Origin of the sequence: Streptomyces sp. NRRL B-1140, assembly GCF_001280065.1 — a bacterium.
GTDB lineage: Bacteria > Actinomycetota > Actinomycetes > Streptomycetales > Streptomycetaceae > Streptomyces.
The window spans coordinates 45,111-57,646 of sequence record NZ_LGEA01000103.1 but is presented as its reverse complement, the minus strand read 5'-3'; the positions used below and the strand labels follow the sequence as shown (position 1 = coordinate 57,646).

10 protein-coding genes and 1 pseudogene are annotated in these 12,536 nt (G+C 70.4%); 4 read left to right on the top strand and 7 right to left on the bottom strand.

Annotation, left to right across the window (positions count from 1 at the left end):
• Positions 1–133: 133 nt before the first annotated feature.
• The 3 genes from ADK65_RS23380 to ADK65_RS23375 all read right to left on the bottom strand — a co-directional run bounded on the left by ADK65_RS23380 (position 134) and on the right by ADK65_RS23375 (position 2,756).
• Positions 134–1,039 carry a S1 family peptidase gene (locus ADK65_RS23380; protein WP_053672327.1) on the bottom strand — a complete coding sequence of 302 codons (906 nt, stop codon included), beginning with the start codon at positions 1,037–1,039 and terminating at the stop codon, positions 134–136.
• Between the two features lie 227 nt (positions 1,040–1,266).
• Complete coding sequence (locus tag ADK65_RS39335; RefSeq protein ID WP_420709066.1) at positions 1,267–1,443, bottom strand: DUF1684 domain-containing protein; 177 nt, start codon at positions 1,441–1,443, stop codon at positions 1,267–1,269.
• A gap of 77 nt (positions 1,444–1,520) precedes the next feature.
• Positions 1,521–2,756, bottom strand: coding sequence for a DUF5685 family protein (locus tag ADK65_RS23375; RefSeq protein ID WP_199825685.1), 1,236 nt, complete (start codon positions 2,754–2,756; stop codon positions 1,521–1,523).
• Positions 2,757–3,046: 290 nt separating this feature from the next.
• On the opposite strand from ADK65_RS23375, the gene ADK65_RS23370 reads away from it, so the two are divergent.
• Positions 3,047–3,487, top strand: coding sequence for a cell division protein SepF (locus ADK65_RS23370; RefSeq protein ID WP_053672325.1), 441 nt, complete (start codon positions 3,047–3,049; stop codon positions 3,485–3,487).
• Positions 3,488–3,534: 47 nt separating this feature from the next.
• Here ADK65_RS23370 and ADK65_RS23365 read toward each other — a convergent pair whose 3' ends face one another.
• Positions 3,535–4,725 (bottom strand): acyl-CoA dehydrogenase family protein, encoded by a 1,191-nt coding sequence (locus tag ADK65_RS23365; protein WP_053672324.1) that lies wholly within the window; start codon positions 4,723–4,725, stop codon positions 3,535–3,537.
• A gap of 170 nt (positions 4,726–4,895) precedes the next feature.
• A complete protein-coding gene (locus ADK65_RS23360) occupies positions 4,896–6,497 on the bottom strand; it encodes an MFS transporter (RefSeq protein ID WP_053672323.1) in 1,602 nt (533 codons plus the stop codon).
• A 263-nt stretch (positions 6,498–6,760) separates the two neighbouring features.
• Here ADK65_RS23360 and ADK65_RS23355 point away from each other — a divergent pair, with 263 nt between their 5' ends.
• On the top strand, positions 6,761–7,948 hold the full coding sequence (locus ADK65_RS23355) for a mannosyltransferase family protein (RefSeq protein WP_053672322.1): 1,188 nt from the start codon (positions 6,761–6,763) through the stop codon (positions 7,946–7,948).
• Between the two features lie 227 nt (positions 7,949–8,175).
• Positions 8,176–9,168 (top strand): phosphatase PAP2 family protein, encoded by a 993-nt coding sequence (locus ADK65_RS23350; protein WP_053672321.1) that lies wholly within the window; start codon positions 8,176–8,178, stop codon positions 9,166–9,168.
• Positions 9,169–9,243: 75 nt separating this feature from the next.
• On the opposite strand, the gene ADK65_RS23345 is transcribed toward ADK65_RS23350, so the two are convergent.
• On the bottom strand, positions 9,244–9,459 hold the full coding sequence (locus tag ADK65_RS23345) for an I78 family peptidase inhibitor (protein ID WP_053672320.1): 216 nt from the start codon (positions 9,457–9,459) through the stop codon (positions 9,244–9,246).
• A gap of 446 nt (positions 9,460–9,905) precedes the next feature.
• Here ADK65_RS23345 and ctaD point away from each other — a divergent pair.
• Positions 9,906–11,582: pseudogene (gene ctaD, locus ADK65_RS23340) on the top strand (cytochrome c oxidase subunit I); the annotation flags it as partial.
• Here ctaD and ADK65_RS37360 read toward each other — a convergent pair.
• Positions 11,476–12,516 carry a helix-turn-helix transcriptional regulator gene (locus tag ADK65_RS37360; RefSeq protein WP_107092362.1) on the bottom strand — a complete coding sequence of 347 codons (1,041 nt, stop codon included), beginning with the start codon at positions 12,514–12,516 and terminating at the stop codon, positions 11,476–11,478. The pseudogene ctaD and the gene ADK65_RS37360 overlap by 107 nt on opposite strands.
• Positions 12,517–12,536 lie beyond the last annotated feature (20 nt).

Genomic DNA, 12,536 nt, shown 5'->3' with positions numbered 1-12,536 from the left:
ATTCCGCCCCTCCGAAGGCCGGTTGAGAGGAGGAGGAAGAGAGCCCGCACACAGCACGAAGCCCCCGCACGCGATGCGCGCGGGGGCCGTGAGAGGTGCTGCGAAGACAAGTGCCGCGAACTGCCGCCAGGGCCTAGTAGACGCTGACGCCGTAGGCGCTCAGGGCCTCCGTGACGGGCTGGAAGAACGTCGTACCACCGGAGGAGCAGTTGCCGCTGCCGCCCGAGGTCAGGCCGTACGCCGTGCCGTTGCTGCCGTAGAGCGAACCGCCGGAGTCACCGGGCTCGGCGCAGACGGTGGTCTGGATCAGGCCGGAGACGATGTCCCCGCCGCCGTAGTTGACGGTGGCGTTAAGGGCGGTGACACGGCCGCTGTGGGTACCGGTCGTGGAGCCGTCGCGGATGACGGTGGTGCCCACGCTCGGGGTGGCCGCGCGCGTGATGTCCACGCCGTTCGCGGTGCCGGGACGGCTGACGGACCCGCTGTAGCGCACGAGGCCGTAGTCGTTGCCCGGGAAGCTGGACCCGGCGGTCGAGCCGATGACCGTGGTGCGGGCGGAGTTGGAGTACCAGGTGCCCGCGCCGTCGGTGCAGTGACCGGCGGTCAGGAAGTACTCGGTGCCGTTGCCGGCACGGACGTTGAAGCCGAGGGAGCAGCGCCAGCTACTCGCATAGATGGCGTCGCCGCCCTGGATGAGCTTGCTGAACTTGCCCGGGGTGCGCTTGATCGTGAGCGCGTCGGCGTTGCCGCCGGCCTGCTGCTTGATCTTCGCTATCTCCGCCTGCGTGACCGTGCTGTCCACGGTCAGGAGCACGCGGCCGGTCTTGCTGTCGACGGCCCAGGCGGTGCCCGGGACATCGGCCTTCAGCAGCGAGGCACCGGCGCTCTTGAGCTCCGCGGCACTGAAGGTGGTGGGGGTGTCGGAAGCGTTCGCGCTGGGGATCGCGATCGCTGCGGCGGCGACGAGGCCGGTGGAAACGGCGATCAGCCGGGTCCGTCTCGAAATGCCACTGCGAGGGGTGGTGCGCTTGATCCTCACTTTTCGTTCCTCCACAAAGGAAGTAGGGGGCCCTCGTGGGGTTTCGGGCCCGTGAGGCGCAGCCTGGGACCGGTCGTCCGGATTCCGAACACGCCGTGCCCCTGACAAGCGCTGAGGGGGAGTATTCGGCCGAACGGCCGGTCGGCGCAAGAGTGCCTTTCGGACTCGCGCCTTTGATGGATCTTTACGAAGCCGCTCCGCGCCCGCCTTTCACCCCCGGCCGCGCCTCACACCAACGTGCGCTCCCCCGCCGCGACCCCGACGTCCAGCGTGTTCCCCGACGGCGGGGAGGGGCACACGAAGTGTCCGGCGAACACACAGGGCGGCAGCAGCGTCCGGTTGAAGCCGACGGTGGTACGCCCGACGGCGCCCGGGGCGGTCAAACGGCGTGACGCACAGACCACCGAACGCCCGGCGCACGGAGGATTCCAGGTCGAAGGCCCGCACGCCCCACGCCCCCCGGACAGCCCTGGAGCGCAGGTCAGCCATCGCAGGGGCAGCAGCAGTCGCACCCGTCGCAGTCGCAGTCCCGGCAGACGCCCTCGCGCTTCTTACGGGACCACGGCCCCTCGTACTCCTTGGCGCAGCACAGCTTGCAGGTGCAGCACAGCAGCCAGAACATCCCGCATCCGGCCCAGAATCCACGCCGGCGGGGCGGCTGGGGCACCGGAGCACCCCCACCGAAACCGCCGCCGAAACCGTCCCCGCCGTACGCGCCACCACCACTACCGCCACCGGCGTACGGGTTTCCGCCGCCCGCGTACGGGTGCTGCGGGGAGCCGTAGGGCCCCGGCGGCTGCTGCCCGTGGGGTCCCTGCGGTCCGTAGGGCCCGCCGCCCTGATGGGAGGCACACACCGGCACCGTGCCGAACGCCCGGTCCACCGAGCGCCGCAGTTCGTGCACCAGTAGCAGATGCACGAGCCGCGCATCGGTGAACTCGGCGTCGCGCAGCGCGAGCCGCACGCCGTGCACCGCGCCGTCGGCGAGCCGCCTGGCCTCCGCGAGGGAGGTGCCGGTCGCGGTGATCGGGTTCCAGGCACCTGACGCGGCATCAGCGTGGCGGTCCTCCACGGCGTCCAGCAGGTGGGCGAGGCGTCCGAAGAGCCGCCCGGCCTCGGACAGCGGTCCGGCGTTGTCCGGCCGGCCGGCGAGGACCGCGGTGTGCGCGAAGGCGGCGGCGGTGGCGGTCTCGGTCGGCTCGGTGACCGTGAGGATCGGCGTCCCGGGCCCGGCCAGTACCTCGATTCCGGCCTGCCGGTCCACCGCGTCGACCAGCAGAGAGGTGTCGAATCCCACAGCGGTGCCGCTCCGGGCACCGGCCGTGTCGAAGCTCTTGGCGACCCTGCGTGCGGCACGGGCCACCGGCCTGCGGGCCAGCAGCCCGTCACCGTCGGTGACGTGATCGCGGACCTTGGCCGAGGCCAGCACCAGGGAAACCGCTGCCGCGAGCCGGGCTCCCTCGCCGTCCGCGACGGAGGCGGTGCGCATGCCGCGCAGCGGGCACGGCCCGGCCGTACGCCGACCTGCACCACCCCCGCCCTCCGCCTGAGCCTCCGTCAGAACCGAGAGAAGCAGCCCGTCGTAATTCGTGACTATCCGGGCGAACTGCCCGTGATCACCGCGCAGAGCGAGGCAAAGCCCGCACAAATGCGCCATCCACTGGCCGGCGAGCTCGTCTCCGAGCCGGTGTCTGCAAGGCCTGACGATTCCGAACACGACGCTCCCCCGAACTTCCTGACGACGCTGAGCTGCGGCATCGTACCGGCCCCCGCATTCACCCGTACGCCCCGGCCATCACCCGTACGCCGGGAAGAATCATATTTCACTCACAGTCAGCAGCCGTTTGGGAAACGGCCCTTGGGACACACGGACTCTCGACGGAATCGCTGTGCACCAGTACCGTCACAAACCCCCCGTGCGGCGTCTATCCACTTGGCGCGCCATCCGCATCATGGACGACCATAGGGATGCGGAAAGCAGAAAGACCGCTGTGAGAGGAGGCGTCCATGGGATCGGTACGCAAGGCAAGTGCCTGGCTTGGCCTCGTCGACGACAACGAAGACGAGCGTTACTACGACGACGACGACTACTCCGACGGAAACGAGCCCGGGGAAGCCTGGGTCACCGACCCACGCGTCAAGGTGGCCTCGGACGTCGCCGAGGAGAAGGGCCGCCGCATCGGCACGGTGACCCCGGACAGCTTCCGGGACGCACGCGCCATCGGCGAACTGTTCCGCGAGGGCGTGCCGGTCATCATGAACCTCACGGCCATGGAAGCGTCCGACGCCAAGCGCGTGGTCGACTTCGCGGCCGGGCTGATCTTCGGGCTGCGCGGTTCGATCGAGAGAGTCTCGACCCGCGTGTTCCTGCTGACCCCGGCCCACACGGAGATCGTCAACGGCGACCCGGCCGGACACCGTACGGACGGCTTCTTCAACCAGAGCTGAGGCAGGGCCGCTCACCGGCCCTGCCCCCGCGGGGTTACCGGACCGGCCTACCGGAAGGCGTCGAGTCCGGTGAGCGCCTTGCCCAGCACGAGCTGGTGCATCTCGACGGTGCCCTCATAGGTGAGCACCGACTCGAGGTTGGTCGCGTGCCGCATCACGGGATATTCGAGCGAGATCCCGTTGGCGCCGAGAATCGTCCGGGCCGTGCGGCAGATCTCGATCGCCTCCCGGACGTTGTTGAGCTTGCCGAAGCTGACCTGCTCGGGACGCAGGCGGCCGGCGTCCATCCGTCGCCCCAGATGATGGGCGAGCAGGATCCCCTTGTGCAGTTCGACCGCCATGTCGGCGATTTTGGCCTGGGTGAGCTGGAAGCCGCCGATGGGCCGCCCGAACTGTTCCCGCGACTTCGCGTACTCGACCGCGGCCTCGAAACTGGCACGGGCCGCACCCATGGCGCCCCACACGATTCCGTACCGGGCGTGCGACAGACAGCTGAGGGGCCCGCGCAGGCCGGTGACCTCCGGGAGGACGGCGTCGGCGGGCAGCCGCACGTCGTCGAGCACGAGCTCGCTGGTGACGGAGGCCCTCAGGGACCACTTGTGCTTGATCTCGGGAGCGGAGAACCCGGCGCTGTCGGTGGGCACGGCGAACCCGCGGATCCCCTCCTCGGTCTGCGCCCACACGACGGCGACACCGGCGACCGACCCGTTGGTGATCCACATCTTGCGGCCGTTGAGGATCCAGTCGGTGCCGTCGCGTTTGGCGTACGTCCGCATGGCGGCGGGGTCGGAGCCGTGGTCGGGCTCGGTGAGCCCGAAGCAGCCGATGACCTCTCCGGCGGCCATGCGCGGCAGCCACCGCTGCTTCTGTTCCTCGCTGCCGAAGCGGTGGATGGCATACATCGCGAGGGAGCCCTGCACGGAGACGAGGGAACGGATGCCGGAGTCGGCGGCCTCCAGTTCCAGGCAGGCGAGCCCGTACTGCACGGCGGACGCACCGGCACACCCGTATCCGTCGAGGGACATCCCCAGGGCCCCGATGCCGCCGAGTTCCCTGGCCAGCTCCCGGATCGCCGGCAGCTCCCCCTTCTCGTACCACTCGGCGACGAACGGCAGCACCCGGTCCGCGGCCCAGGCCCGCACGGTGTCCCTGATCCCCAGGTCCTCGGGCTCGAGCAGGTCGTCCAGGCCGAGGGGATCGCCGGGATCGAAAGAAGGCAGCTTGGACGAACCGGACATGATCGACACCCTCCGAAGCTCTTTAACTAGCACTGCTAACCACGACGCTACGACGCCGGTCAGCCCATGCACCACCCGTAGCCGCCAACTTCACGGGTCGAGGTCGCCCAGTGGGGGCCAAGCGCCCTCGGGGGTCGCCCCTGGGCGGACGCGCCCTGGGCGAAGGGGCGTCACACCGAGACGCGTGAGTCCGCAGCATCCCTAGGGGCAGGAAGCTCCACCTGCTCCGGCTCACACTGCATCACCCGCGGCAGCCGCAACGCCATCGCCGCCCCGAGCAGCAGCAACGCCGCGCTCACCAGCAACGTCACATGCAGCCCGTGCACGAACGCGTCCCGGGCCGCATGCCGCAGAGCGGTACCGGCGGACCCGCCCAGCTGCGCGGCGACCTCGTACGCCTCCCCCAGCGAATGCCCCGCGGACGCGGACGCCGACGCCGGAACCCCGGGGACGCCCGACAGCCCGGGCGTGTACGCCGCGTTCATCACCGTGCCGAGCAGTGCGATCCCGATCCCGGCCCCGAGCTGGTACGACGTCTCCCCGATGGCCGCCGCCCCACCGGCCTGCTCCTGCGGCGCCTCGCTCAGCATCGACTCGTACGCCCCGAACAGCGTCGTCTCCAGCCCGAAGCCGAGCAGTACGAACCCGCTCAGCATCAGCGCCCAGTCGTCCGTCCGCCCCAGCGCCGTCAGCAGCACCACGGCGAACGCCGTGAGGCAGAACCCGGCGCACACCATCCGCCGCGGTCCGAACCGCCGCAGCATCCGCGCGCCGGCCAGCCCGGCAGCCATCGCCGCGAACGTCAGCGGCAGCAGCCGCAGCCCGGTCTCCAGCGGCGACAGCCCGAGCACCAGCTGCAGATACTGGGCGGCGATCAGTTCCAGACCCACCAGCGCGAGCATCGCCAGCACGATGCACCCCACGGACGTGCTGAACGCCGGCCGCGCGAACATCCTGAGGTCCACCAGCGGATACTCCCGCCGCCGCTGCCGCCGTACGAAGCCGGCCAGCAGGGCCGCGCCCGCCACCAGCGGCAGCACGGTGAGCAGGCTGCCCGGCGCCCCCCCGCTGCCGAGCCGCTTCACGCCCAGCACGACACCGAACAGTCCGGCCGCCGCCATCAGCGCGCCCACCACGTCCCAGGGGCCCTTGCCGTCCCCCTTCGACTCGGGCAGCAACAGCCGCCCCACCGGGAGGCTGACCAGCATCAGCGGGATGTTGACGAGGAACACCGAGCCCCACCAGAAGTGCTCCAGCAGGAAGCCGCCGAGCAGCGGACCGACCGCCGCGCCCACCGCGGCCACGGCGCTCCATATGCCGATCGCGAGCGCCCGTTCCCGCCGGTCCGGGAAGACCTGCCGAAGGATCGACAGGGTGGCGGGCATGATCATCGCGCCGCCCACGCCGAGCAGCGCCCGCGCCACGATCAGTACCTGGGCGTTGTCGGCCAGGGCCGCGAGGCCGGAGGCGACGCCGAACAGCGCGTATCCGAGGAGCAGGACTCTCCGGCGGCCGATGCGGTCGCCCAGCGTGCCGAACAGGATCAGCAGCGAGGCGCAGACCAGCGGGTAGACGTCGACGATCCAGAGCAGCTCCATCCCGCCGGGCTTCAGGTCCTCGGTGACGGCGGGGACCGCCACGTGCAGCACGGTGGCGTCGACGGCGACCAGCAGCAGGCTGACGCAGAGGACGACGAGGACCACCCAGCGGTTGGCACCGGCCCCGGCCGCCCTACGGCGCAGCGCAGCGGCGGCCGTGGTCGTCCCGGACATGTACGTACCTCCCAGATGTTCCCTCGCGATCGGCGGGCTCACGGAGTGGGGGACGCCCCCGTGACCCGGCCGGAGAGGAGCGGCGGTCTCCGGCCGGCGCAAACGAAAAGCGAGTGACACGTCAGCGTACGCGAGTCCCCGGCGCAGACCAGTGGCGGACCTCTCACACCTCCGGCGGAGGGATGTGGCGTACGCCACTTCCTCCCGTGTCGTCGACGCGTCGGCCGACCGGGTGGTTCCGGCCCGGGTCGATAATCGGGCGGGTGACCGATCTCGACACGCGCGCGGCCCCGTCCCGCGCCGGGGCCCTGCGCCGGGCGGCCCCGGCGCTCGCCGGGTACGCGGCCGTCCGCGCCCTGGGCCTGGTCGCCCTCTTCCTGTGGAGCGGGGCGCGGGACAAGAGCGCGTACACGCTGCTGACCGCCCGCTGGGACGCGCTCTGGTACGTCAGGGTCGCCGAGCTCGGTTACGGCTACGAGGTGCGGCTGGCGAACGGGGACGTGCACTCGAACCTGGCGTTCTTCCCGCTGCTGCCCTGGCTGGAGCGGCTGGTGGCGGCCCTCTCGCCGCTGTCGTACGCGGACGGGGGGTTCCTCGTCAGCCTGCTGGCCTCGCTCGCGGCGGCATGGGGCATCTTCGCGGTGGCGGACCATGTGTACGGCCGTAGGGTGGGCGTGTGCGCGGTGTTGCTGTGGGCCGTCCTGCCGGTCGGGATCGTGCAGTGGATGGCCTACAGCGAGTCCCTCTTCACGGCGCTCGCGGCCTGGGCGCTGTACGCGGTGCTGACCGGCCGGTGGGTGACGGCGGGCACGCTGGCCCTGCTCGCGGGACTGACCCGCCCGGTGGGCCTGGCCGTGGTGGCGGCGGTGTGGGTGACGGCGGCGGCCGCCTTCGTACGGGAAGGCCGCACGGCCGGTCCTGATGCCACCGGCTCTCCGGCCGGCCGCAGCACCCGGACCGGGCGCGTCCTCGCCATGCTCCTGGCCCCGCTCGGCACCGCCGGCTACGTGCTCTGGGTCGGGCACCGCACAGGCAGGGGCCCGCTGGGGTATCTGGACGTCCAGGCCGGATGGCGCAACGGCTTCGACGGCGGGTACGCCTTCGCCCGGTTCGTCGCCGAGAAGTTCACGTCGTTCCCGGCGGCCCTGGCCGGCGTGGGGCTGATCCTCGGGGTCGCGTCAGTCGTCTGGCTGTATGCGACCGGAGTACGTCAGCGCCAGCCGCTGCCGTTGCTGGTCTACACCGGCGCCGTGACCGCGCTCGCCCTGTGCGCGTCGAGCTACTTCGGCTCGAAACCGCGGTTGCTGCTGCCCGCCTTCCCGCTGCTGCTGCCCCTCGCCCTGGCCCTGGCCAGGGCGCGTATCCGCTGGTCAGCGACAGTGCTGGGGTGCGTGGCGGTGGCCGGTGCCGTGTACGGGGCGTTCTGGCTGAACGGCTCCGGTCCGCCCTGACCCGCTGTGAGCACCAGGGGAATTCGACACCATGCGCCGGTGAACGAATTCAAAAGCGCGATAAAACCCGCATCCGAAATGATCAAAGGAATTGAAGGCCGGCACGCCCGGCGATTGCAGATTCGCTGGAAATAAACCCGCTCCTGAGAGGAATCCCACATCACATCGTCATCACAAAGCCGTTGATTCGCCCGGGATCTCAGCTCACTCGCTGTAACGTCGATTGGGTGCGTACCGAACCGAAGCTCACCCGTCTGGACCGGGTCTTCGCCCGGCTGGACCGTGAGCCGGAACGACCGGCCCACATCGACCTGCCGAAGATGAGCAGGCACCGCATCGTGCTCTTCGCGGCGACCCTCGCCTTCTACGGCGCGATCGTGTGGGCCGTGGTGATCACGTCCTGGCTGGTCCGGCTCGACTGGCAGGTCATGTTCTTCCGCCCGTACCAGCAGTGGTCGGAGATCCACTGGTTCGTCGACTACTACGTGGTTCTCGGACAGCGCGGCCCGACCGCCGTGATGGTGGCGGCCTGGCTGGGCTGGCGCTCCTGGCGGCAGCACACCCTGCGGCCCCTGCTCGCGCTCGGCGTCTCGCTGCTGCTGCTGAACATCACGGTCGGCGCCGCCAAGTACGGCATGGGCCGTCTGGGACCGCACTACGCGACCGTCATCGGCTCGAACGAGATGTGGCTCGGCGGCGATATATTTCCGAGCGGTCACACCGCCAACGCCGTGGTGACCTGGGGAATCCTGGCCTACCTGGCCTCCGGCGCCAGAGCGCAACGCTGGCTGTCCGCCGTGTCCGCGGTGACCTCGCTCGGCGTCGGGATGGCCACCGTCTACCTCGGTACGCACTGGCTGAGCGATGTGCTCCTCGGCTGGACGGCGGGTCTGCTGATCCTCCTCGGCCTGCCGTGGTTCGAGCCGCTGATCACCCGTGCCGAGAACGCGATCTTCGGCCTGCGCGACCGTCTGCGGGCCCGCGGGCGCCGCACCTCGGCGGTTCCGACCGGCGCGCCGCCCGTCGTCGTCACGCCCCTGCCCGACCGTGACGACGTCGCGGCCCGCTCGTCGCGGCCCGCGGTCCATCTGGCGCCGGGCCCGCACGCGGTCCGCTCGGAGCGCTCGCCGGTCACCCCGGCAGGCAGCCGCCGTCCGCCGCACGCCGATCGCCACGCGCGCGGTTCCGCCTCGTCGGCCCGGCCGGTCACGGGCGGCTGACCACCGGCCGGTACGCGCCGCCCCCGGCATGGCGAAGGCCCCGGTTCCGGAGCGGAACCGGGGCCTCGCCGGATCTCAGCCCTTCCAGGCCCGCGCCACCCGGCCGCCCTTGACCTCGAAGTTCAGCCGGCCCACGCGGTACTCCATCGTGATGATCGCCCCGGGCGGCAGCGCGCGCACCGTGGGCCAGCCGCGCTCACGCGCGAGGCTTTCGGCTCGGCCGGCCTCCAGGCCGACATAGGTGTCCGGGCTGTCGTCGGGTTCCGCGGAAGGTGTCGGAGTCGGTGCCATGCCGCCACGCTATGTCCTGACCGGCGGCCGCGGAAGTCCGGTCCGGCTGCCGTCCCGGCGGGCCGCGGCCGGTCACTGTCCGCCTCCCGTCACGCTTCTGTCACAAGATCACGACAGGCGTTTCGGGAGCTGTCCGTCACACGGACGAGCGGTTCCGTAGGCCTTCCGCAGGCATTCGGCCGTAATTCCCGCGTGTCCCATGAGCTCATGGAAAAGCCCGGCTGAAAGTTCCGGGAGAAGTACCTTCGGCCTCCGTTCCTTTCCGCTGCCGGACCGGCCGGTTGAAGTCGGCGCGGTACAGGAAATGCATGGCTTCTGCACCCGGAGGCCGGTTCACCCCCTGTCGGACCTCGCGGTGCCGTGAGCATCATGGCGTGAGCTCGCGGGTACGTGAGGCGCGGGCTACGGCGGGCCCGGTGCGCGATGAGCGAAGGGGCGAGCGAGCGATGGGGACGCAGACCGTACCGGCGGTGACGCCGTCCGAGCCGCGCACACGGCACGGGCGGGTGGTGGTCGACTGGCTGACCACGACGGACCACAAGAAGATCGGCCATCTCTACCTGGTCACGTCGTTCGTGTTCTTCCTGATCGCCGGGGTGATGGCGCTGCTGATGCGCGCCGAGCTCGCCCGGCCGGGCCTGCAGATCATCGACAACGCGCAGTTCAACCAGGCGTTCACGATGCACGGCACGATCATGCTGCTGCTGTTCGCGACGCCGAGCTTCGCGGGCTTCGCCAACGAGCTGATGCCGTTGCAGATCGGCGCGCCCGACGTCGCCTTCCCGCGGCTGAACATGTTCTCGTACTGGCTGTTCCTTTTCGGCGGACTGATCGTGCTCGGCTCGCTGCTCGTGCCCTCCGGACCGGCCGACTTCGGCTGGTTCGCCTACGCCCCGCTGAACAGCGCGGAGCGTTCGCCGGGTCTCGGCCCCGATCTGTGGATCATGGGGCTGGCCCTGTCGGGCTTCGGCACGATCCTCGGCGCGGTCAACTTCATCACCACGATCATCGGGATGCGCGCCCCGGGCATGACGATGTTCCGGATGCCGATCTTCGTGTGGAACACCCTGTTCACGTCGATCCTGATCCTGATGGCGTTCCCGGTGCTGGCGGCGGCGCTGCTGGTGCTGGAGGCGGACCGGCGGTTCGGTGCGCAGGTCTTCGACGCGGCCAACGGCGGGGCGATCCTGTGGCAGCACCTGTTCTGGTTCTTCGGTCATCCCGAGGTGTACATCATCGCGCTGCCGTTCTTCGGCATCATCACGGAGATCATCCCGGTGTTCAGCCGCAAACCGCTGTTCGGCTATCTGACGCTGGTCGGCGCGACGATGGCGATCACCGGTCTGTCGATGATCGTGTGGGCGCACCACATGTTCGCCACGGGTGCGGTGCTGCTGCCGTTCTTCTCCTTCATGAGCTTCCTGATCGCGGTGCCGACCGGTGTGAAGTTCTTCAACTGGGCCGGCACCATGCTGAAGGGCTCGCTGTCCTTCGAGACGCCGATGCTGTGGGCGACGGGCTTCCTGGTGACGTTCCTGTTCGGCGGGCTGACCGGGGTGATCCTGGCGTCGCCGCCGATGGACTTCCACGTGACGGACTCGTACTTCGTGGTCGCGCACTTCCACTACGTCGTCTTCGGCACGGTCGTCTTCGCGATCTTCGCCGGCTTCTACTTCTGGTGGCCGAAGTTCACCGGGAAGATGCTCGACGAACGGCTCGGCAAGATCCAGTTCTGGACGCTGTTCGTCGGCTTCCACACCACGTTCCTGGTGCAGCACTGGCTGGGCGCCGAGGGCATGCCCCGCCGGTACGCGGACTACCTCGCGGCGGACGGGTTCACGGCGCTCAACACGGTGTCGACGATCGGGGCGTTCCTGCTCGGCATGTCGACGCTGCCGTTCCTCTACAACGTGTGGAAGACCGCCAAGTACGGCGAGAAGGTCGAGACCGACGACCCGTGGGGCTTCGGCCGCTCGCTGGAGTGGGCGACCTCGTGTCCGCCGCCGCGGCACAACTTCACGACGCTGCCCCGGATCCGTTCCGAGTCCCCGGCGTTCGACCTGCACCATCCGGAGTACGCGGCGGTGACGTCGCAGCCCGAGCCAGAGCGCCATCAAGCCGGTCCCGGGTCCTCCTGATCGCCTCGATCAGCTCGACCGGCTCCAGCACCTCGAACTCGAAGCCCAGCATCATCACGTGGATGACCATCACGTCGAGGCTCCCGGCGCCGCAGCGCAGCAGGCAGCTGTCCGGCCCTTCGGCCTCCAGCACCCCGGCCGAGGGCGAGATGTGCTCGGCGGCCTCCTCCAGCGGCACCAGGAGCCGCACGACGGCGTGAGTGGCGTACGCGCGCGTGGAGACGCCCTGGGAGACGTAGGCGGCGAGGTCCTCGGCGGGCGGCTTGCGGGGGGTGAAGCGCGGGCCGTGCGGGGGCTTGGGTGTGACACGGTCCACGCGGAACGTGCGCCAGTCGTCCCGGCCGAGATCCCAGGCGACCAGGTACCAGCGGCGTTCGGTGCACACCAGCCGGTGCGGTTCGACGGTGCGGCGAGAGGGGGTGCCGTCGTGGCCGCGGTACTCGAAGCGCAGCCGTTCGGCGTCCCGGCACAGATGGGCGAGTTCGGTGAGCACGGCCGGGTCGACGGAGGAGGGCAGCGTGCTGCGCAGCATCGGCACGGTGACGGCGTTCAGGGCTCCCACACGGCGGCGCAGCCGGTTCGGCAGCACCTGTTCCAGCTTGGCGAGAGCGCGCACCGAGGTCTCGCCGATGCCGTCGATCCCCTGTCCGGCGGCGGTGCGCAGGCCGACCGCGACGGCGACGGCCTCGTCGTCGTCCAGGAGCAGCGGCGGCAGTTCGGCCCCGGCGCCCAGCTGGTAGCCGCCGCCGGTTCCGGGGCTGGCGTTGACCGGGTAGCCGAGTTCGCGCAACCGGTCGACGTCCCGGCGCAGGGTGCGGGCGCTGACGCCGAGCCGGCCGGCCAGGTCGGCGCCGGACCACTCGCGGTGGGCCTGGAGCAGGGACAGCAGACGCAGCAGACGGGCCGAGGTCTCCAACATGGGACGAGTCTGCCAGGACT